The following is a 19,265-nucleotide window of genomic DNA, read 5'->3' on the forward strand; positions in this document are numbered from 1 at the left end:
GCGCGATGGATGAGGATCTCCTGGTCCGGATCAGCCGAGCGATTGCCGCGCGCGCTCCGGGACCGTTTCATTTCTCGGAAGTCTACGGCCCGGGCTGGGATCGGCTCTATGTCGGCGACAAGGTGAAGCTGGGCAGGGACTTCATGCGCGCCGTGGACAACGGCCGATTTCCGCGCGTCGTCGATACCGGCCGCAAGGCAGGCGGCGGCCGGCTTTATCTTCTGAAGGGCGCGTAGAGCCACTTCCGATCAGAAAAGTCCTATGTCAGATCGGCGCGTCCAGGAACGCGCGGACAACGGCGACCGTGGCGTCGGGCTGCTCTTCCATGAGCCAGTGGCCGGAGTTCGGGATCACCGCCTCCTGGACGTTTGTCGCGGCGTATCGCATGACCACCGCCATCGTCGGACCGAACGACTGCTCTCCGCCGATGGCCAGCACGGGCATGGTCAGCTTGCCGCGCGCTTCGAGAACGGCGGCGTCGTCGAGCGCGTCCTGATCGAACGCGGCGAACTGGGCAAAGCCGGAGTGCATCGCGCCGGGGAGTGCGTAGAGGGCGGCGTAGTGCTCTCTCGACGCTTCGTCGAACTTGGCCGGGTCGGCGGAGAATTCGTTCCAGAAGCGGTCGAGGTAGATCCGCTCCCGGCCGGCGACCAGTCGCTCCATGTCGGGCCCTCCGAACCGGAAATGCCACAGCAGCGGGTTCTTCAGGATCTCCTCCCACGGGCCGACGCCAGGGAGCGGCGCGTCCATCACGACGAACCGGATCACTCGGTCGGGATGGTTGGCGGCGAAGGCGAAGCCGACCATGTTGCCGATGTCGTGGGTGACCAGATCGGCCTGCTGGATCCCGAGGGCGTCCATGATCGCCGCCACGTCCTCGCCCTGGGTCTTCTTGTCGTAGCCGCCGGCGGGGTGGGACGACAGGCCGAGGCCCCGCAGGTCCGGCACCACCACCGTGTGGTCGCGCGCCAGATCCGCCGCCAGCGGCCCCCACATGTCGCCGGTTTCTCCGTAGCCGTGCAGCAGCACGACCGCGGGTCCGCTACCGCCGACACGGACATGGAAGGTGGCGCCGTTGGCGGGAATCTCCTGCACGGCGAACGTGGAGGGAAACGGGACCACGGCCGCCCGAGCCGGCGCAGCGGTGGCCGACAGCGTCAAGGCGAATGCTATGGCGGAGGCGGAAAGGAAGCGTGGAATGGATGTCACGGCGTCGATCCTTCGTACGGGGAAAGCGCGGGGAGACACATCACCCACGGCGACCACCGTGACGCGGTGAACGGCTGTTGGAGTCCGGGAATACGCCAAGTGCGAGGGCCGTAGGCACTCCGCGCCGGACCCTAAACAGGGGCCGGTTCTGGAGCAGATCTTCTGGATCGCGCATTGGTAGAGCGGGATGGTGAGCTCAACTAAATGGCGGAATTGTGCCGACGGCGGGCGAGCCGGCAGAGCGACGCGACCAGCGCGATGTTGACGAGCGGGGCGAGGCTGGCTGCCCACGGAGCCCAGGCCTCCGGCAGCCCGTCCAGGAGCAGGTTCCAGGGCAGTCCCAGCAGGATCACGTAGATCCCGGAGAGCGCGTCGGGCGGGTTTCCGAACAGGCCGAACGTTCCGACGGCGAGAAACGCGAGCGCGAACGCGTAGAGGATCGCCAGCCCGCCGACCGTCAGCCTGCACACTACCCGCCCGGCCGTCGTCCTGCCGGTCATTGTGCGCCTCTCCGGGCGTACCCGGTTCTCAAGCCGCGATCGCTGCCCGGGTGCTGGTGATCGCCAGCGCCGCCCGGCCGGCTTCGCGGCCCTTTTCCACGAAGTGGGCCTTGAAGATGCCGACGTGGTGGGGCGTTTCCTGGAAGTGGTGCGGGGTGAGCGACACCGAGAGGACGGGCACGCCCGTCTCCAGCCCCGCCTGCATCAGCCCGGTGACGACGGCCTGGGCGACGAAGTCGTGCCGGTAGATGCCGCCGTCGACGACGAGGGCGGCGCAGGCAACCGCCGCGTAGCGGCCGGTGCGGGCGAGGTCGCGGGCGAGCAGCGGCATCTCGAACGCGCCCGGCACGTCGAAGACGTCCACGTCGGCGGCCGGTACCACCTCGCGGAACCCTTCCAGGGCCTGGTCGACGATGTCGGAATGCCAGTTGGCTTTGATGAAGGCGTAGCGGGTGGGCGTCATGTGAACTCCTTTCGCGACGACACGTCACCCAAGGCGATCACATGCGGACCTGGCCGGTGGAAGCGCTCTCGAAACCCGCGCGGCGCGCGGACATCGTGAACGGTCCCGGGCTTCGGGGCCGCATCCGCGACGCGGGATGGGGGCGACCCGACCGGCAGACCACACGTTCTCTTCCATCCGGACTATGACCGTCGGTTCAGGAATCGCACCTGATCTGCTGACCCCTGCGGGGGACCGGAACCGGCAGGTGGAAGCCCGTCGTCGCGGTCCTCGCAGGGCGCTCGCGGACTTGCATCGCTGCTTACCGCCGGTGGGGAGTTTCACCCCGCCCTGAGAACGGCGCGAGTATTGCCGGTCCGGCGCCGTTCGGCAATCGCTTTGCGCGTGACGCGGCGATCGTCACGCCGCCGGGCGCCGCAGCTCCACGTCCCAGGCGTGATAGCCGTAGACCCAGTCGGCGTTGCCCTGCTTCTTCATCCATTCGTTGGCGAGCGACGAGCGCTGGATCTCCGCGGTCCGTGCCATCCGCGCCTGCTCGTAGGTGACGAGCGCGGCCGGAACGCCCTCGGAGGAGACCCCGTCGAGGCTGCGGGCGAGCACGATCGCGTCCTCGATGGCCATGCAGGCGCCCTGGGCCATGAACGGCACCATCGGGTGGGCGGCGTCGCCGAGCAGCGTGATCGCGCCGGACGACCAGTGGGCCAGCGGCTCGCGGATGTGCAGCGCCGAGCTGGTCACCTCGTCGAGGGCGGAAAGCAGTCCCTGCGCCTCCGGATGGAAGTCCTTGTAGGCGGTGCGCAGCGCCGCCAGGTCGCCGGGGATCGTCCAGCCTTCCTCGGTCCAGTCGGTGCGCGGCGTGGTGGAGAACACGAAGATCTCCTCGCCGCGGGTAAGCGGGAAGGTGACGATCTGGTATTCGGGCGAGGGGCCCCACCACTTGGTGAAGGCGTCGAGGTTGGGCAGGTCGCCGGCGCGGGAGCGGGGGAACACGCCGCGGTGGGAGACCAGGCCCGTGAAGGCCGGGTCGTCGGCGCCGAACAGCGCGTGGCGCACCACCGAATGGATGCCGTCGGCGCCGATCACCACGTCGAAGTCGCGGCTGCTGCCGTCGGCGAAGGCGATCGTGGCGCCCTGGCCGGTGCGGGTCACGGCGGCCACCTTGCTGGCGAAGGTGATGACGTCGGCGCCGAGCTGTTCGGTGAGGAGGGTCAGAAGGTCGGCCCGGTGCATGGTGAGCTGCGGGGCGCCGTAGCGCTCCTCGGCGGCGGAGCTCAGCGGCAGCCGGGAGGTTTCCTCGCCGGTGTCCCACATGCGGCTGATGCGGAAAGTGGGGCGCGCCGCCGTCACCCGGGCCGCGTCGCCGACACCCAGCCCGTCGAGGGCGTGGACGGCGTTGGGCGTCAGGTTGATGTCGGCGCCGACGCGGCCGAAGCGCGCCGTCTGCTCGAAGATCGAAACGTCGTGGCCGAGGCGCCTGAGCGCGATGCCGGCGCACAATCCGCCGACGCCGCCGCCGCAAATCCCGATGCGAAGCCCCGCCATGCCCGTCCCCTTTGCGGTAGATCAATATTGAACACTATGTTCATTTTGCCACTCCCGCCAGGACGGGTCAACCGCTCCCCGCGAACCAGGGGCGCATGCCCGGCCGTCGCCCTTCAAGCCCGCATCCGCCGTTCCGACGCGCCTCGGTCAGTCCCTGCGACTTGTTCGGCTGTTCACAAAATGACATAGTGTTCAGTATATGAACGATCGGAGGGCCCCTTCCGGTCGATCCCGCGTTCGGGAATCGCGCCGCATGCGCCGGCCACTCCCGGTTCTTCGATTTCCTTATCCGGCCGCGTCCGCCGCCGGTCTCTGGGCGAACCCGATGGACACTTCCGACGACCGGCACGCGCACGAGGCAACCGGCGCCGCGACCTATTCGGTCCCGCCGGTCCAGCGCGCGCTGGCGCTGCTTCGCTACGTCGCCGCCGGCAACCGCTGCCGCAATGTTTCCAAGGCGGCCAAGGAACTGGGGATCAACCGCACCACCTTCATCCGGCTCATCGCGACGCTGCAGGCGGAACGGCTGGTGGAGGAGATCGACGACGGCGGCGGCTACCGCCTCGGTCCAGGCTTCCTGGCGCTCGCCGCCGACGCGCTGAACGCGCGCGACGTGGTCCAGCTCGCCCGTCCGGTGCTGGCCGGCCTCGTCCGCGATCTCGGCCTGTCGGCCCATTTTGCCGTGCTGGACGGCCGCGAGATCGTCTATCTCGCCCGCCAGTCGCCCAACGCCCAGCTCGTCTCCAACGTCCGCGAGGGCACCCGGCTGCCGGCTCATGCCACCACCATGGGCCGCATCCTGCTCGCGCAGCTGTCCCCGGCCGAGCTGGCCGCGCTTTATTCCGAGGCCGATCTGGCCTCCTTCACATCGAAGACCGCGACCACGCTGGAGGCCCTCACGGCCCAGCTCGACAGCGACCGGGCGCTCGGCATCGCCCGCAGCGTCGCCAATTTCGAACTCGGGATCGGATCGTGCGCCTGCGCGGTGTTCGACCATCACGGCCGGCCGGCCGGCGCCGTCAACGTCAGCGGTCCGGACGCGGCCTTCGCGCCCCGCAACGGTCGGGTCGCCGAGATCGAGGCGGGGCTGCGTGCCGCGGCGGAGGCGATCAGCGCCTCGCTCGGCTACCGTCCCGACCGACCGGTGACTGGAGCTGCCTCCGCCCCGACGAGGACGCAGGATCGGCAACGGGTCGCGACTGACTCGCTGCGTTGAGCGGTTGAGAGACTGCCCCGCGCGGAAGACCCTCCAGGCTGATAATCGTCCCGTGCTTCCGGGCGGCGTCAGGCCGTGCGGGCCGCGCGCTTGGCGTGGGGATCGGCGTGCCAGCCGAGCAGGGTGGAGACCCGCTCCGCCGTCCGCGTGATGGCCGCGGCGAGGCCCCCGTCCAGTTCGGCGACGTTCTCGGGCGTGGCCGCCGCCGAGAGGTTGATCGCCGCCACCACCCGTCCCGTCATGTCGCGCACCGGTGCGGCGATGCTGGCGATGCCCGCCTCGAAGTCGCCGACGTGGGACACGTGCGCGCGGCCGCGGTCGTCGCGCCACTGGGCGAGCACCCCCGAGAGGGTCTGCGGGCTGGCGTTGCCGGTCTCCTTCGCCTCCGAGCGGTAGAGCGAGACCAGCGTCGGCTCGTCGAGGTCGGCCAGCAGCACGCGCCCCATGGTGGTGCTGCGGGCGGGCAGCCGCGAGCCCACCTGGACGATGCTCGACAGCCGGTGCGGGGCGGGCAGGCGCAGCACGTACAGCACCGAGGTGCCGTCGAGCACGCCCATGTGCGCCGACCATTCGGTCTCCGCGCGCAGGCGCTCCAGCTCGGGGAAGGCCACCTCCACCAGCTCCCGGGTCGCCAGGTAGCCATAGCCAAGCCGCAGCACCGCCGGTCCGAGCGCGTAGGTCTGGGTGCGCTTGTCGTGCAGCAGGCAGCCCATGTGGGAGAGCGTGTAGACGGTGCGGAAGGCGGCCGACCGGCTGGTGCCCAGCAGCTCCGCGATCTCGCTGAGACTGAGGTTCGGCCGTTCCGGGGTGAACGCCTTCAGCGCCTGCAGGCCGCGGACCAGTCCCGGCACGATGTAGCGGTCCTTTGCCTCGTCGATGTCGGTCGGGTCGCCGAGGGTGGGTTGGGCGTCGTCCACGGTTTCGTCGGCTGAGGCGGGAGCGGAGCTTTCGGAGCGGGTCATCACGGTCTCATGTTTTGCATGTAAAACACGATATGGCATGCAAAACGCACCGGCGCTAGTCTCTCCTCAAGTCATCGAGGTCAGGACCGAGGAGGATCCCCATGAACATCCAGACCGTCACCCCGTCGTCGGATCTCAAGGCGCGGATGCACGCCCAGGTCGGCCGCTTCGTCGACAAGTCGTTCGACTGGGACGCCTTTCCCAGCAACCGCGGCTTCGCGGATCTCGCCCGCGCCCAGATGCGCTACATCGGCGCTGGCGGTTCGCCGAAGGTCGGCGACACCACGACCCTGAAGCCCGACCACTTCACCGTCAGCCTGATCTACAAGGAGCCGGGCAAGTACGCGGCCTGCCACTCCCACGAGATCGAGGAATCCTTCCTGATCATCGACGGCGCGCTGATCGTCGGCTGGGAGAAGGATGGCGAGGTCGTCGAGGTCCGCCTCGGCCCGAAGGACATGATCCTGAACGCCCGCGAGATCGGCCATGGCTTCCGCAACGACGGCGTCGAGCCGGTCCTGATGTCGATCTCCGTCGACGTCGGCAAGCCGCTGCCGCCGGTCTACCACTACCACCCGAAGGAGCACCCGGCGGAGCTCGCCCGCTCGTTCGGCGCCGAGCCCGGCAAGACGCTGCCGTTCGACCGCAACGGCGCCCATCCGCTGCAGCAGCTGATGGCCCAGTACGTGGTGCGCCACAACGAGCTGGAGACCCACTGGGAAGACGCCGGCTTCACCCGCAAGGTCTACGTCGGGCCGGGCGGCGTCGATCACGACACCTGCCGCAAGGAAATGCTGGGCGTGCCGTCCGGTGTCGGCGTCAAGCCGTTCACCCGGGAGGTCGAGGACGCCTTCCTGGTGCTTGAGGGCTCGCTGACGGTGGGCTGGGAAGAGAACGGCAAGACCGTCGAGGTCGAACTCGGCCCGCGCGATCTCCTGAAGACGCCGGCCGGCCAGCCCCACTGGTTCCGCAACAACAGCGCCGGCGCGGCCACCGTCTGGTACATCGTCGGCGACGCCAAGCCGGAGACGGTCGTCTACGAGAAGGCCTGATCGGCCCGACAGCCCGCCGCGCATTCCGCCGGCCGCGTTGCCCCGAGCCCTCAGCCTCCCGATCCAGTCACCTTGATTGGGTCGGGAGCGGGTCCGTGGCGGCGCGGCCGGCGGCGTTTCCGGTGATGCTCAGGGCGCGTAGCCCAGCCGGTCGGAGATGTCGCGCGCCGTCGCCTTGACCGCCTCGCCGATGCGCTCGCGGGCCTCGTCGCCCTGCTTGAAGATCCGGTCCGGCCCGGACACGTTGATCGCCGCCACGGGCCGGCCGCGGTGGTCGAAAACGGCGCACGCGCACGAGCCGATCCCTTCCTCGAAGTTGGCAGCACTCCAGGCGATGCCGGCGGCGCGGTCGGCCGCGATCTGCGCCGTGAGCGCCTCGAAGCTGGTGGCCGTCTTGTCGGAGTAGCCGGGCATCGGCTCGCCCTCGTAGAGTGCGCGCACTTCGGCCTCGGGCAGGTGGGCGAGCAGGATACGGCCCATGGTGGTCGCGTGGGCGGGCAGGCGGGTGCCCTGGCGCACGTTCGACACCAGCTGCGCGTTCGGCGATTCCCGCACCAGGTAGACCACGTCGTGGCCGTCGAGCACGCCCAGGTGCGCCGACAGGCCGGTCTTTTCGGCAAGGGCGGCAAGGCGCGGCCGGCCGATCTGGATCACGTCGCGGCCGTTCATGGATTCGGTTGCCAGCCCGATCAGCCCGAGCCCCAGCCGGAAGCCGGTGTTCTCGTCGCGCTCCTCGATCATCCGCTCTTCCCGCAGGGTGTGCAGGAGCCGGATCAGGGTGGTCCGGTTGATGCCGAGTTCCTTGGCGGATTTGGAGATGTTCGCGCAGGTGTTGCCGGCGCCGATGTACTTCAGCACGGCGATGGCGCGGCGCACCGGCGGCACCTCGTAGGCGGTCACCTTCTCTTGCTCCATCGATCCCCTCTTGCGCCGTCACCAACCCCGAGGTGTAGCGTCCCCGCTGGTCGAGGAAAAGTGGGGAGAGGAGCGGGCCCGCGAAGGTCGCCGGGCCGCGGCAGGGTGAGCGCCGGTTGCCTCAGGCGTCGGAACCGGCGAACAACGCCTCCGCCTCGGCGATCCGCGCGTCGGCCCAGTCCATCGCCACGTCCTCGGCGAGGTCCGGCCCGGAGGCGTCGTGGGTGATGCGCTCGCCCACCTTGGTCGCGCCGTACGAGGCGAGCAGTTCCTCCATCCGCTTGGAGCCGTGGTTGAAGGTGTCCGCGTATTCGCTGTCGCCCATGCCGAACACGGCGAACCGGATGGCGGAAAGGTCGGGGCTCGCCGCCTCGATTGCCTCGGCGAACGGCTGGGCGGAGGCGGGCAGCTCGCCGTCGCCATAGGTCGAGCAGACGACGATGTAGAAGCGGCCGGCGTCGAACGAGGACGGGTCGAAGTCCGACAGGTTGGACAGCTCCACGTCGTGGCTGCCCTCCAGATGCGACTGGATGTCCTCGGAGAGCATCTCCGCGTTGCCGGTCTCGGTGCCGTAGAGGATGGTGATGTCCATCGTCATGTCTCCAGTTGTCTCTTGGCGGCTGCGAGCATGTCCTCCACCCGCGTCAGCTTGCGCCGGGTGCGACCTTCGGGAGTGCCCGCGGTCTCGGCGGCGTCGATGCGCAGCCAGCCTTCATAGTCGGTGACGGTGTCGAAGCGCGCGCGCAACGCGGTCGCACCCGGCTTGCCGCCGGCCGGCGGTGCCGCGTCCAGGTCGGCGGCGATACGCTTGGCAAGTGCCTGGGCGTCGGCGCGGTTTTCCGGGATGGTGCCGCGCGGTCCGCGCTTGAACCAGCCGGCAAGGTAGAGGCCCGGCTCGATGGCGCCGGCTTCGGCGTCCGCGGCGCGGGCGATCAGTCCGTCGCGGTCCATGGCGCGGTCGTCGGCAAAGCCGATGGCGGTGATCAGGCTGTCGCAGGCGAGCACCAGTTCGCCGCTGCCGCCGGCCCGGTGGAAGTGCGCTTCGCGCACGCGTCCGTCGTTGCCGGTGGCCTGCTCGGGCACCCAGCCGAAGCGGAACGTCACCGTCTTCGCGGCGTCCGCCGCGCCGTGGCCGTCGATTTCGCGCAGCGCGGCGAGGCGCTTGTCCTCGCCCTCGGCCGGCGCGTCCAGGTCCTCCACGACGATCCGCACGCCGGCGAGCTTGCCGAGCTCGCGGATCATCACCGGATCGAACTTCGCCTCGGCCGCCGGGGAGCGGCCGATGATGTCGATGGTCCGGATGCCGCAGTCGGCAAGCCGCGCCGTGTGATGGTCGGCGAAGTCGGAGCCGTGGAACTCGTCCGCCTGCTTGGCCAGGATGCGCAGGATGTCGATGGCGACGTTGCCGTTGCCGACGATCACGACCTTCTCGCCAAGCGCCGGCACGACGCCGGCATCGTCGGGATGGTCGTTCCAGTGACGGGTGAGGGTGCCGGCGCGGTGGACGCCTTCCAGCTCCTCGCCGGGGATGCCGAGGGTCCGGTCGGCGGAGAGGCCGGTGGCGAGCACCACGACGTCGTAGAGCGCGCGCAGCTCCGCCAGCGTCAGGTCGGCGCCGTGCTCCGGATCGCCGATCCGGAGATTGCCGACGAAGCCGACGCCCTCGCGCTCGAACAGCCGCGCGAACTGGCGCACCACCGCCTTGGTGCCCTGGTGGTCGGGCGCCACGCCGTAGCGCACCAGCCCGTAGGGCACCGGCAGGCGGTCGATCAGGTCGATCGTGAGATCGTCGCGCAGCTTGCCGAGCGCCTGGGCGAGATAGCACCCGGACGGTCCGGCGCCGACGATGGCGATCTGCAGTGTCACGAACGCATCCTTTCCGCCGAAGTGAAACGGCTCAGTTGAAGACGAACCCGTTGTTCACCGGCAGCGTCTGGCCGGTCAGCGTCAGCGCCTCGGTCGACAGCAGGAACGAGATCGTGCCCGTCACGTCCTCGGCCGACTGCGGCCCCGGCACAGCGCGGCCATCCTGGTAAAGCTTGTGGCGCTGCTCCGGCACGTACTCAGTCGAGGGCGTCGTCAGGATCCCCGGCGCCACCACGGTCACGCCGATCCGGTCGGGGCCGAGTTCGCGCGCCATGGAGCGGGTCATGGAGATCACCGCCCCCTTGCTCGCGGTGTAGGGCATCAGGTTCGGGGCGCCCCACAGCGCCGTGTCGGAGGCGAGGTTGACCACCCGACCGCTGCCGGAGGCCGCCAGCAACGGCGTCAGCGCGCGGGTCATCAGCCATGTGCCGCGCACGTTCACCCGCATCACCGCGTCCCAGGTGTCGATGGTGACGTCGCGGAAGCCGACGCCGCCGATGCCGGTGGCGATGGCGCCGTTGTTGACGAGCCCGTGGATGTGGTCGCGCGCGCCGGCGAGCGTCGCCGCGAAGCGGTCGATGGAGGCGGGGTCGCCCAGATCGAGGGCGTGGACCTCGCAGGAATGTCCGCCCTCCGCGACCGCGTCGGCCGTCTGGGCGCAGCGCGCCTCGTCCAGGTCGGCGAGGATCAGGGTGGCGCCCTTGCGCGCGCAGTCGAGCGAGACCGCGCGGCCAAGCCCGCCGCCCGCGCCGGTCACCACGATGATGCGTCCTTCCAGGATCATGCGTGCTCCGCTTCCGTCTGCCAGTTCGCTGTCCGTCACCATGGTCAGGCGAGCCTCGCCCAGGGCAGGGGCTCGTTGCCCAGCCCGTGATAGACCGCCTTCTGGCGCTGGTAGGCGCGCAGGCCCTGCCGGCCCTTCTCGCGCCCGATGCCGCTCGCGTCGTCGCCGCCGAACGGCGTCGAGATCGAGAACTGCTTGTAGGTGTTGATCCAGACCGTGCCGGCGTCGATGGCGCGCGCCAGCCGCCACGCCCGGGGGAAATCCTTCGTCCAGATGCCGCAGGCCAGCCCATAGTCGTTGTCGTTCGACTGGGCGATCACGTCGGCCTCGTCCTCGAACGGCAGCACCACCAGCACCGGTCCGAAGATCTCCTCCCGGCAGGTGCGGCTCTGGTTGCTGAGCCCGGCGATGATCGTCGGCTTCAGGTAGGCGCCGGCGTCGTAGTCCGCACCCGTCGGCCGCTCGCCGCCGGTGAGGACCGTCCCGCCTTCCTCGCGGGCGAGCGCGATGTAGGCCTCCACCGCCTCGCGGTGCTCGAAGCCCACCAGGGGGGCGACCTGCGTCGCCGGATCGAAGGGCGAGCCCACCACCAGCCGCTCGGTGGCGGCCACCAGCCGTTTCACGAAGCCATCGTAGATCGCGCGTTCGACGAACAGACGGGAGCCGGCGATGCACGACTGCCCGCTGGAGGAGAAGATGCCGAACAGCACGCCCGCCACCGCCTGGTCGATGTCGGCGTCGGAGAACACGATGGTCGGCGACTTGCCGCCCAGCTCCAGCGAGATCGGCATCAGCTTGCGGCCGGCCTGCTCGCCGATACGGCGGCCGGTGTCGGTGCCGCCGGTGAACGAGATGCGGCCGATCGCCGGGTGCTCCACCAGCAGGTTGCCGATCTCCCGGCCGGAGCCCGGAAGCACGGAGAACAGGCCTTCCGGCAGGCCCGCTTCTTCCACGATGCGCGCCAGTTCCAGCGACACCAGCGGCGACCAGCTGGAGGGCTTCAGCAGCACGGCGTTGCCCGCGGCGAGCGCCGGGGCGACCTTCTGGGCGTCCGAGGCGATCGGCGAGTTCCACGGCGTGATCGCGCCGACCAGCCCGATCGGCTCATGCACCGACATGGTCAGGTAGGCGCCGCGCCGGGTCGTCAGGTCCTCGTCGGAGGTCTCCAGAACGGCGGCGAAATAGCGGAACGTGCCGGCCGCCGACATCGCCAGCGCGGTGGTCTCGCCGCGCGTCTTGCCAGTGTCGCGGGTCTGGACGAACGAGATCCGGTCGATGTTCTTCTCGATGCCGTCGGCGATCCGCGTCAGGTAGCGTGCCCGCTCGTGGGGCAGCAGGTCGCGCCACGCCGGGTCGGCCTGGGCCGCCTTGGCGCGCGCGATGGCGCGCTCGCCGTCCTCGCGCGAGGCGCCGGCCAGGCGGCGGTTCAGGGAGCCGTCGTGGGAGAAGGTCGAGACGATCTCCGCGCCGGAACCGGTCTCCCATTTGCCGCCGACGAACAGGCGGCCGTCGGGCAGGTCGTAGGTCGCGTCAGACATCGTCATTCCTCAAATCGCGATCGGCGCGACGCGGTTCAGCACCTCGCGCGCCACGCTGTAGACGGTCGAGACCGACGTCTTCGGATTGTCCGGCGAAGCCTTGCCCTCGAGCCGGATGGTGAAGTTCACCGACGCCGAACGCACTTCGTATTCGTGGATGTTGCCGGTCGCGGCCGGGTCGGCGATCAGCCGCACCCGGGTCTGCTCGAAGCCGACGCCGGCGAGCGCCAGCGTGGCCGCGACGTTGGCGTTCTTCGGATAGTCGGTGGCTGCCTTGCGGGCGTTGCCGGTGAAGAACACGGTCTCGGTCGCGAGCCCGTCGAGATCGACCAGGGTTTCGGCCGGGGTCCCGCGCCATGCCTCGGGCGGCTTGCGACCGGTGTAGATCACCTCCTCGATGCCGGCGATCTTCGCCGCCGCAAGCGCGTCGATGCCGCCGATCGCGCCGGGGATGAGCACCGCCCGGCACTTGCCGGTCGCCGCCGCATCGGCGATCGCGTCAGAGGTCGCCGCGTCGGCGAGCGCGCCGATGGACACGATCACCGTCTCGCAGCCGGCGCGCAGCACCTGCGGCACCACCTCGCGCACGACTTCGTGGACGGCGCACTCGATGGTCAGGTCGGGATCGGTGGCGAGGAAGCCCTCCACCGTGTCGTGGAAGCTGACGGCGTCGGCCAGCACCGAGGCCTTTGCGCCGAGGGCGGCTTCGGCGGCGCCCGCCGCCCCCGCCTGCGTCAGGATGGCCACCGCCTCGAAACGGGCCCGCCCGTCACGGGCGAGCACGTCGAGGAGGGCGGCGGCGATGTTGCCGTAGCCGATGATGCCGAGGCGTTGCATGGCCATGGGTCAGTTCGCCTTTCCGGCGGCACCCGCCGGCGGTCCCGCGAAGGCCTCGGCGAACGGGCCGATGGCGACCATGTCGACTTCCAGCACCACTGGCCCGGCGACCTTCATCGCCGCGTCGAAGGCGTCCGGGAACGCCTCGATGGTGTCGATGCGGACATGCGGCATGTCGATGGCGTCGCACAGCTTGGCGAAGTTCGGGGTCTTCAGCGCCGAATAGTGCCGGCGGCCGCCATACTGAGCGTCCTGGATGTTCTGGATCACCCCGTAGGCGGCGTCGTTCATCAGCAGGTAGACGACGTTCGCGCTTTCGTCGACGGCGGTGATCAGCTCGGCCATGCCGAGCATCGCGCCGCCGTCGCCGAGCAGCGTCACGGCCTTGGCGTCGGGCGAGGCGAGTGCCGCGCCAATGCCCATGGCGATGCCCTGGCCGATGCCGCCGCCGGCGGCGTGGACGCCGAGGTTGGGGGCGGCCACGGTCACGTAGCGGTTGCCGAAGGTCGAGTTGGAGATCGTCACGTCGCGCACCCAGGGATGGCGGCCGGCCTGCACCCGACCGAGCAGGTGGTCGGCGACGATCTGGTAGGGGCCCAGCCGCTCGCGCAGCGCGCCTTCCGCGCGGGCCCGCGCCGAGGCGATGTCGTGGGGCATTGTCGGGTCGGTGTCGAGCTTCGCCGGCAGACGCTCCAGGAGGCGCGCCAGCGTGTCGGCGGCGTCGCCGTGCAGGAACTGCTCGACGGGGTAGTTCTTGCCGCAGCGCTCCGCGTCGGCGTCGATCTGGACGAGCTGGCGCGGCAACGGCAGCTTGTTGTCGCGGGTCTCGTTGCCGCGCAGCTTGGAGCCGACGACGATCATCAGGTCGGAGCTGGCGTAGATCTCCTCCGCCTCGCGCGTCATGTTGAAGGCGCCGAGGCTGGCGGCGTTGTCCTCGGGCACGACGCCGCGGCCGGTGGTGCTGGTCACCGCGCCGAAGCCGCGGGCGACGAGCTCGGTGGCCTCTGCCTCCGCGCCGCGCGCGCCGCCGCCGAGCCACAGCAGCGGCCGCCGGGCGGTCTTCACCCGCTCGGCCAGCTCGTCGAGGGCAGCGTCGGAGGCGAGCGGCCGCACGATCACCGGCGGATAGGCCCGCGCGGTGGTCGCCGGCGCCATGCGCTGCACGTCCACCGGCACCTCGATGCTCACCGGCCCGGTCGGCGCGCTCAGCGCCGCGGAGCAGGCAGCCGACAGCGTGCCGATCACCGAGGCCGCGTCCCAGATGCGGAAATAGTCCTTGGAGATGCCCTTCAGCATCTCCGGCTGCTTCGGCACGTCGTGGATCGGCGCGCGGTCGCGGTCGGCGTGGGAAAGATCGACCTGGGTGGTGATGTGCAGGATCGGCGATCCCGCCGTCAGCGCTTCCGCCTGGCCGCCGGCCGCGTTGCCGGCCGCCGTTCCGGTCGACGTGAGCACCACGCCCAGCCCGCCGGACACGCGCGCATAGGCGTCCGCCATGTTCATGGCGCCGGCCTCGCCGCGCGCCGGCACGAAGCGGATCCGCCCCTGCTCGGCAATGCCGTCGAGGATCGGCATGTTGTGGATGGAGATGACACCGAACACCGTGGTGACGCCCATCTCGGCGAGCGCGCGCGCGATCTGGCCACCGACGGTGTCCGGAAGGGTGTCGAGCGCCGGCTCGTCAAACGAAACGCGAGATGCCGCCTGAGATCTCAAGGTGTGCTCCTGTGATGTACGAGGCGGCGGGCGAGGCGAGGAAGGCGAGCGCACGCGCGGCCTCCTGCGCCTGGCCGAGCCGGCCGAGCGGGATGTTCTTCTTGGTGGCGAGGTCGGCGAACCACGCTTCGCGGGACTGGGACTGGTCGTCCCGGGCCTCGAAGCGGCGCTGCCACTGGTTGGAATCGACGAGGCCGACGAGGATCGAGTTCACCCGGATCTTGGGGGCGAGCTCGACGCTGAGCGACTTCAGGAGGTTCTGGATGCCGGCCCGTGCCGAGGAGGTGCAGACCATGTGCGGCTCGGGCTGGTGGGCCAGCAGCGAGTTGACCGCCACGATGGCGCCGTGGCCGTTCGCCTTCAGCGGCTCGGTGAAGGCGCGGATCGGATGGATCTGGCTGAAATATTTCAGCTCCAGCTCTTCCCGCCACGCCTCGTCGGTGGTCGAAGCAAAGGTTGAGGTCCGTCCCTGGCCGGCGTTGTTGATCAGGATGTCGACCCCGCCGAAGCGCGCCAGCACGCGGCCCGCGAAGCCGCCGAAGGCCTCAGGATCGAGCACCGACACCGCCTCGGCGAGGATGCGTTCCTCGCCGAAGGAGGCAACGAGGTCGGCCTTCGCCGCCTCCAGCCGCTCCGCGCCGCGCGCGCAGAAGGCCACGTTGCAGCCTTCCTCCAGAAGCAGCCGCACGGTGGCGAGCCCGATGCCGGAGCTGCCGCCGGTGACCACGGCGGTCTTGCCGTTGAGGCCGAGATCCATGCCCTCAGCCCTGCTTCAGCGCGCGGAAACCCGGGTCTGGGCGGCCCATCATCACGGCGCGCTGGGCAGGCGTCGGCGGTCCGGCGGTCATCCAGCGGTCCATGGAATCCGGATCGCTGCGCGACCACACCTTCGGCTCGTGGGTGGCCTCGTCGATCTGCTCCAGCTCGGAGGTGAACTCGATGACGAAGCCCGACGGCGAGACGAAATAGGCGAACGGGTTGTTGCCCGGGCCGTGGCGGCCGGGGCCCCAGCTCGGCACCTGGCCCTTCTGCTTCATCCGGCCGATGCCGCGCATGAAGGAGTCGATGTTCGGCATCTCGAAGGCGACGTGGTTGACGCTCGCATAGGGCGCCCGCACCAGCGCGATCGAGTGGTGGTCCTTGCTGCAGCGCAGGAACACCATCTGGTCGGCCGAATAGTCGCTGACCCGGAAGCCCAGCGTCTCGCAGTACCAGTCGCGCACGCCCTCCATGTCGGGCGTGTTGAGGACCACGTGGGACACCTTGCGGGGCAGGGCGAACTGGTCCTCGGAGGCCTTCATCTCCAGATCGGTGGTGAAGCGCAGGCGGCGGAAGTCGGGGTCCAGGATCTCGAACCCGTAACCGCCGATCGCGTCCTCGAACGGCGCCGGAGCGGCGACCGCGGTGGCGCCGCGCTCGACGGCCTGCAGGTAGAAGGCGTCCATCGCGGCGCGGTCGGGCATGCCGAAGTGGATGTACTCGATGCCGAAGGTGTCGCTGTCCTTGAGGCCGTAGAGGAAGGGCTCCGAGCCGGTGCCCGCCATGTAGGCGACGCCGTCGCCGCGCTTGGCGAGCGACAGTCCCCAGGAGTCCACGTAGAAGTCCACCGTCGCGGTCATCGCCGGCGCGCGCATCATGATCCCGCGCAGGTGTCCGGCTCTCAATGGCTCAGTCATCGTCACCTCCTGTGTCCCCCGCGGCTGGCGCAAGGGCCTGTCCGTCCGGGCGCGGGCACCCGGTCGATACGTTTCAGCTCGTTACCCGGACCCGGGTTTCCGCGGCGGCAAGCGCGCTCGCGATCACGGATGCGAACGCCGCCGGCTGCTCCAGATAGACCGCGTGCCCCGCGTCGGCGATCTGGTGATAGTCGACCTCGTCGGCGCCGTTCGACGACCGTGCCTCGATCGCCGCCAGCGTCTGCGCTTCCGGCGTCACGACGTCGCCCTCGGCCCAGATGAACGTCGTCGGAACGCTGACCTCCGCCAGGCTCTCGGCGAGCCGCCCGGACGAAAGCATCCGCACCGCCTGGCCGTAGCCGGGCATCGTGACGGCGCCCATCGCCGCCTCGACGGCCGCGACCGCCTCCGGCCGCCCCTTCGGGTCGTGGACCAGCCGCGCCGCCCGGGTCCGAGCGAACTCCGGTCCGCCCAGCTCCTCCAGGGCGTCGATACGCGCCTGGGTCTTCTCCGGCAGCGTGTCGCCGACGCGCACGCCGTAGCCGGCGGCGCATTCCGACAGCACCAGTCCGCTCAGCCGGTCGCCGTGGCGCATGGCGAAGCGCGCCGCGATCAGTGTGCCCAGCGAGTGGCCGACCAGCAGCACCTGGTCCAGCCCGAGGGCGTCGAAGAGGCGGAGCAGGGCGGTGGCGTAGGCTTCCTCGGTGGGCCATTCCTCGGCGAGAGGGGCGGAGGCGTCGTAGCCGGGCGCGTTCCAGAAGATCAGGTCGAGGTCGGCGTGAAGATGCGGGATCAGCGGCAGGAACGATGCGCCCCGCGAGCCGATGCCGTGCAGGAACACCACCGCGGCGCCGGCCGCCGACCGGCGCAGGAAGGAAATCCCGGCTGACGTCGCCAGCGCGACGCCCGGAGTGTCGATGTTCGCGTTCTGCTCGGCCATCACGACATCCTCCCGTCTGGCGCTCGGCGAAGTGTTCGTTATTGAACGTTATGTTCAAAAACAGATTACGCTTGGCCGCCTGGCGTGTCAACGAAATGCAGGCGCATGTCCTCATCGATCGTCGGAACCGACCGCGGCCCCAAGGGACCGCGGCGACCGGTCAGCCGTCGTCGCGGTCGAGGTAGTGGAGAACCCGCTTCTCGATGCCCGCCACGGCGAAGTAGAGGATGATGCCGATCACCGTCAGCAGTCCGATGGCGTTGAACACCATGGCGGTGTTCGCCTGGCCTTCGCCGTAGGTGATCAGGAAGCCGAGACCGGTGTTGCCGCCGACCAGTTCGCCGACGGTCACGCCGATCACGGCCAGCGTCGCACCGATGCGGAGGCCGGCGAACAGCGACGGCATCGACGACGGGAACTCGATCTTCCAGAAGATCTTCAGCCGCGACATGTTGTAGACGCGCGCCAGGTTGATGAGGTCGCGATCGACCGTCTTCATCGACTGCAGCACGTTGACCAGGATCGGGAAGAACACGATCAGCACGGTCACCAGCAGCTTCGGCAGCGCGTTGTAGCCGAACCACATGATGAACAGCGGCGCAAACGCCACCTTCGGCGCGATCTGCAGCGCCAGGATGTAGGGCGACAGCACCCGTTCCCACAGCTTCGACAGGCCCAGCAGGTAGCCGAAGGCCGCGCCGAGCGCGCTGCCGAGCACGAAGCCGATGATCGACGTCACGGTCGTCGACAGGAAATTCTTGCCCAGCTCCTCCTGCTGCACCATGCGGAAGAATTCGCTGAGGCACTCCGAGAAGGTCGGGATGATGTATTTCGGGACGTCGAACAGCGGCGGGAGGAACTCCCACGCGGCGATGACCACGATCCCCACGGCGATCATGATGGCGAGCTCGGGCCCGGCCGTGGATGACCTGGGAACGGCGCGTCGCAGGAGGCTTGCCATCTTGAACCTTCCGTGTCCGGACGCGCCCCCGAAGCCGGGGGCGCGCGTTGCATCGATGGTGGAGTGGTCGGTCAATCGACGAACTCGTTGGTGTAGAGGTCGTCGAGCGGCGGCGCGGTGGTGATGATGCCGGCCTGGAGGTAGAAGTCCTCGACGGCCTTCACGCGCTCCGGATCGAACTTGCCCAGGTCCTTCATGTCGTCGACCGAGTAGACGAGGTCCGTGTAGCGCTTCATGACTTCGGTCAGGAACGCTTCCTTGCCGGAGAACTGCGGGACCTTCTCGGCCAGCAGCTTGGCGGAACCTTCCGGATCCTCCATCACGTCACGCAGGCCGTGCAGGGTCGCCTGCACGAAGCCGCGCACCAGCTCCGGCTTGTTCTTGATGGTGTCGTCGGACGACAGGATCGCCTGGGCCATCGCCGGGAACATGTCGTTGATCGGCAGGATGGTCAGGTCGACGCCGGCGCCTTCGATCGAGGCGGCCCAGTCGGGCGTGCCGGAGATCGCGTCGAGGTCGCCGGAGATCATCAGCTGGACCATGCCGGCCGGGCCGACGGCCTGGATGTCGACGTCTTCCTTGGACAGGCCGGCCGACTGCAGCGCCGCGAGCAGGTTGTAGTAGGTGGTGTCCTGGAAGGCCATGACACCGATCTTCTTGCCCTTCAGCGAGGCCATGTCGGTGGCGCCCGCATCATTCCGGATGACGATCTGCGTCAGCGCCTTGCCGCCCAGCAGCGCCACGCCCTTCACCGGCAGGCCGTTGGCGCGCACGATGATCGGCGTGTCGCCGATGCCGCCGCCGAGGTCGGCGTTGCCCACCGCAACCTGCTTGGCGACGTCCGCGCCGCCCTTGCCGATGCGGAAGTCGACGTCGAGGCCGGCGTCGGCGTAGTAGCCCTTCGCCTTGGCCACCTGGAACGGCGTGAACGCCGGCAGGAAGTCGGGGGCCGGGAACAGGTAGACCATCTTCTCGGCCGCCATGGCGCCGCTGGTCATCATCGCGGACACGGCCGCGACGGTGACGGCCCGCCGCATGGTCCGGGCAAAGCGTTCGAATGTCATGTCAATCGTCCTTCCTCTGGGGCC

The 19,265-nt window shown here is 69.6% G+C and carries 20 protein-coding genes and 1 riboswitch; of the genes, 3 read left to right on the forward strand and 17 right to left on the reverse strand.

Annotated elements, in window-relative coordinates:
• Nucleotides 1-5 precede the first annotated feature (5 nt).
• Entirely contained in the window at nucleotides 6-236 is a 231-nt protein-coding gene (locus AB7M35_RS18895; RefSeq protein ID WP_453961971.1) for a DUF1413 domain-containing protein, read from the forward strand.
• 28 nt (nucleotides 237-264) lie between these two features.
• Here the strand turns inward: AB7M35_RS18895 and AB7M35_RS18900 are convergent, their stop codons facing one another.
• The 4 genes from AB7M35_RS18900 to AB7M35_RS18915 all read right to left on the reverse strand — a co-directional run bounded on the left by AB7M35_RS18900 (nucleotide 265) and on the right by AB7M35_RS18915 (nucleotide 3,714).
• Complete coding sequence (locus AB7M35_RS18900; RefSeq protein WP_453962570.1) at nucleotides 265-1,200, reverse strand: alpha/beta fold hydrolase; 936 nt, start codon at nucleotides 1,198-1,200, stop codon at nucleotides 265-267.
• Nucleotides 1,201-1,409: 209 nt separating this feature from the next.
• Entirely contained in the window at nucleotides 1,410-1,709 is a 300-nt protein-coding gene (locus tag AB7M35_RS18905; RefSeq protein ID WP_453961972.1) for a hypothetical protein, read from the reverse strand.
• Nucleotides 1,710-1,737: 28 nt separating this feature from the next.
• On the reverse strand, nucleotides 1,738-2,172 hold the full coding sequence (locus tag AB7M35_RS18910; protein ID WP_453961973.1) for a 6,7-dimethyl-8-ribityllumazine synthase: 435 nt from the start codon (nucleotides 2,170-2,172) through the stop codon (nucleotides 1,738-1,740).
• A gap of 161 nt (nucleotides 2,173-2,333) precedes the next feature.
• Nucleotides 2,334-2,514: riboswitch (FMN riboswitch) on the reverse strand.
• Between the two features lie 57 nt (nucleotides 2,515-2,571).
• Nucleotides 2,572-3,714, reverse strand: coding sequence for an FAD-dependent monooxygenase (locus tag AB7M35_RS18915; protein ID WP_453961974.1), 1,143 nt, complete (start codon nucleotides 3,712-3,714; stop codon nucleotides 2,572-2,574).
• A 325-nt stretch (nucleotides 3,715-4,039) separates the two neighbouring features.
• On the opposite strand from AB7M35_RS18915, the gene AB7M35_RS18920 reads away from it, so the two are divergent.
• Entirely contained in the window at nucleotides 4,040-4,930 is an 891-nt protein-coding gene (locus tag AB7M35_RS18920) for an IclR family transcriptional regulator (protein ID WP_453961975.1), read from the forward strand.
• Between the two features lie 68 nt (nucleotides 4,931-4,998).
• On the opposite strand, the gene AB7M35_RS18925 is transcribed toward AB7M35_RS18920, so the two are convergent.
• A complete protein-coding gene (locus tag AB7M35_RS18925) occupies nucleotides 4,999-5,892 on the reverse strand; it encodes an IclR family transcriptional regulator (RefSeq protein WP_453961976.1) in 894 nt (297 codons plus the stop codon).
• A 101-nt stretch (nucleotides 5,893-5,993) separates the two neighbouring features.
• Here AB7M35_RS18925 and AB7M35_RS18930 point away from each other — a divergent pair, with 101 nt between their 5' ends.
• Nucleotides 5,994-6,944, forward strand: coding sequence for a cupin domain-containing protein (locus tag AB7M35_RS18930; protein ID WP_453961978.1), 951 nt, complete (start codon nucleotides 5,994-5,996; stop codon nucleotides 6,942-6,944).
• Nucleotides 6,945-7,073: 129 nt separating this feature from the next.
• On the opposite strand, the gene AB7M35_RS18935 is transcribed toward AB7M35_RS18930, so the two are convergent.
• From AB7M35_RS18935 to AB7M35_RS18990, 12 genes are all read right to left on the reverse strand, one after another.
• Entirely contained in the window at nucleotides 7,074-7,859 is a 786-nt protein-coding gene (locus tag AB7M35_RS18935; protein WP_453961979.1) for an IclR family transcriptional regulator, read from the reverse strand.
• A 121-nt stretch (nucleotides 7,860-7,980) separates the two neighbouring features.
• The gene (locus AB7M35_RS18940; RefSeq protein WP_453961980.1) at nucleotides 7,981-8,451 is read right to left on the reverse strand and encodes a flavodoxin domain-containing protein; all 471 of its coding nucleotides are present in this window, start codon (nucleotides 8,449-8,451) and stop codon (nucleotides 7,981-7,983) included.
• A gap of 2 nt (nucleotides 8,452-8,453) precedes the next feature.
• Entirely contained in the window at nucleotides 8,454-9,725 is a 1,272-nt protein-coding gene (locus AB7M35_RS18945) for an FAD-dependent oxidoreductase (protein ID WP_453961981.1), read from the reverse strand.
• Nucleotides 9,726-9,756: 31 nt separating this feature from the next.
• Nucleotides 9,757-10,509 (reverse strand): SDR family oxidoreductase, encoded by a 753-nt coding sequence (locus AB7M35_RS18950; RefSeq protein ID WP_453961982.1) that lies wholly within the window; start codon nucleotides 10,507-10,509, stop codon nucleotides 9,757-9,759.
• Nucleotides 10,510-10,553: 44 nt separating this feature from the next.
• Entirely contained in the window at nucleotides 10,554-12,047 is a 1,494-nt protein-coding gene (locus AB7M35_RS18955) for an aldehyde dehydrogenase (RefSeq protein WP_453961983.1), read from the reverse strand.
• Between the two features lie 9 nt (nucleotides 12,048-12,056).
• Nucleotides 12,057-12,890 carry an aspartate dehydrogenase gene (locus AB7M35_RS18960; RefSeq protein ID WP_453961984.1) on the reverse strand — a complete coding sequence of 278 codons (834 nt, stop codon included), beginning with the start codon at nucleotides 12,888-12,890 and terminating at the stop codon, nucleotides 12,057-12,059.
• A gap of 3 nt (nucleotides 12,891-12,893) precedes the next feature.
• Nucleotides 12,894-14,600: a thiamine pyrophosphate-binding protein gene (locus tag AB7M35_RS18965; protein WP_453961985.1), complete on the reverse strand. Its 1,707-nt coding sequence runs from the start codon at nucleotides 14,598-14,600 to the stop codon at nucleotides 12,894-12,896.
• Nucleotides 14,566-15,357, reverse strand: coding sequence for an SDR family oxidoreductase (locus AB7M35_RS18970; protein WP_453961986.1), 792 nt, complete (start codon nucleotides 15,355-15,357; stop codon nucleotides 14,566-14,568). Before AB7M35_RS18970 ends, AB7M35_RS18965 begins: the two co-directional genes overlap by 35 nt.
• Before the next feature lie 4 nt (nucleotides 15,358-15,361).
• Nucleotides 15,362-16,276, reverse strand: coding sequence for a VOC family protein (locus AB7M35_RS18975; protein WP_453961987.1), 915 nt, complete (start codon nucleotides 16,274-16,276; stop codon nucleotides 15,362-15,364).
• 73 nt (nucleotides 16,277-16,349) lie between these two features.
• On the reverse strand, nucleotides 16,350-17,216 hold the full coding sequence (locus AB7M35_RS18980) for an alpha/beta fold hydrolase (protein WP_453961988.1): 867 nt from the start codon (nucleotides 17,214-17,216) through the stop codon (nucleotides 16,350-16,352).
• Nucleotides 17,217-17,376: 160 nt separating this feature from the next.
• Entirely contained in the window at nucleotides 17,377-18,177 is an 801-nt protein-coding gene (locus AB7M35_RS18985; protein ID WP_453961989.1) for an ABC transporter permease, read from the reverse strand.
• A gap of 71 nt (nucleotides 18,178-18,248) precedes the next feature.
• Complete coding sequence (locus AB7M35_RS18990) at nucleotides 18,249-19,241, reverse strand: ABC transporter substrate-binding protein (RefSeq protein WP_453961990.1); 993 nt, start codon at nucleotides 19,239-19,241, stop codon at nucleotides 18,249-18,251.
• Nucleotides 19,242-19,265: the final 24 nt, after the last annotated feature.

It is taken from the genome of Amorphus suaedae (assembly GCF_053629675.1).

What these genes read in the sequence shown, in the direction of transcription:
- AB7M35_RS18895 (WP_453961971.1), top strand. Translation starts at nt 6, where the DNA reads ATGGATGAGGATCTCCTGGTCCGGATCAGCCGAGCGATTGCCGCGCGC.
- AB7M35_RS18905 (WP_453961972.1), bottom strand. Translation starts at nt 1,709, where the DNA reads ATGACCGGCAGGACGACGGCCGGGCGGGTAGTGTGCAGGCTGACGGTC.
- AB7M35_RS18910 (WP_453961973.1), bottom strand. Translation starts at nt 2,172, where the DNA reads ATGACGCCCACCCGCTACGCCTTCATCAAAGCCAACTGGCATTCCGAC.
- AB7M35_RS18915 (WP_453961974.1), bottom strand. Translation starts at nt 3,714, where the DNA reads ATGGCGGGGCTTCGCATCGGGATTTGCGGCGGCGGCGTCGGCGGATTG.
- AB7M35_RS18920 (WP_453961975.1), top strand. Translation starts at nt 4,040, where the DNA reads ATGGACACTTCCGACGACCGGCACGCGCACGAGGCAACCGGCGCCGCG.
- AB7M35_RS18925 (WP_453961976.1), bottom strand. Translation starts at nt 5,892, where the DNA reads ATGACCCGCTCCGAAAGCTCCGCTCCCGCCTCAGCCGACGAAACCGTG.
- AB7M35_RS18930 (WP_453961978.1), top strand. Translation starts at nt 5,994, where the DNA reads ATGAACATCCAGACCGTCACCCCGTCGTCGGATCTCAAGGCGCGGATG.
- AB7M35_RS18935 (WP_453961979.1), bottom strand. Translation starts at nt 7,859, where the DNA reads ATGGAGCAAGAGAAGGTGACCGCCTACGAGGTGCCGCCGGTGCGCCGC.
- AB7M35_RS18940 (WP_453961980.1), bottom strand. Translation starts at nt 8,451, where the DNA reads ATGGACATCACCATCCTCTACGGCACCGAGACCGGCAACGCGGAGATG.
- AB7M35_RS18950 (WP_453961982.1), bottom strand. Translation starts at nt 10,509, where the DNA reads ATGATCCTGGAAGGACGCATCATCGTGGTGACCGGCGCGGGCGGCGGG.
- AB7M35_RS18955 (WP_453961983.1), bottom strand. Translation starts at nt 12,047, where the DNA reads ATGTCTGACGCGACCTACGACCTGCCCGACGGCCGCCTGTTCGTCGGC.
- AB7M35_RS18960 (WP_453961984.1), bottom strand. Translation starts at nt 12,890, where the DNA reads ATGGCCATGCAACGCCTCGGCATCATCGGCTACGGCAACATCGCCGCC.
- AB7M35_RS18970 (WP_453961986.1), bottom strand. Translation starts at nt 15,357, where the DNA reads ATGGATCTCGGCCTCAACGGCAAGACCGCCGTGGTCACCGGCGGCAGC.
- AB7M35_RS18975 (WP_453961987.1), bottom strand. Translation starts at nt 16,276, where the DNA reads ATGACTGAGCCATTGAGAGCCGGACACCTGCGCGGGATCATGATGCGC.
- AB7M35_RS18980 (WP_453961988.1), bottom strand. Translation starts at nt 17,216, where the DNA reads ATGGCCGAGCAGAACGCGAACATCGACACTCCGGGCGTCGCGCTGGCG.
- AB7M35_RS18985 (WP_453961989.1), bottom strand. Translation starts at nt 18,177, where the DNA reads ATGGCAAGCCTCCTGCGACGCGCCGTTCCCAGGTCATCCACGGCCGGG.
- AB7M35_RS18990 (WP_453961990.1), bottom strand. Translation starts at nt 19,241, where the DNA reads ATGACATTCGAACGCTTTGCCCGGACCATGCGGCGGGCCGTCACCGTC.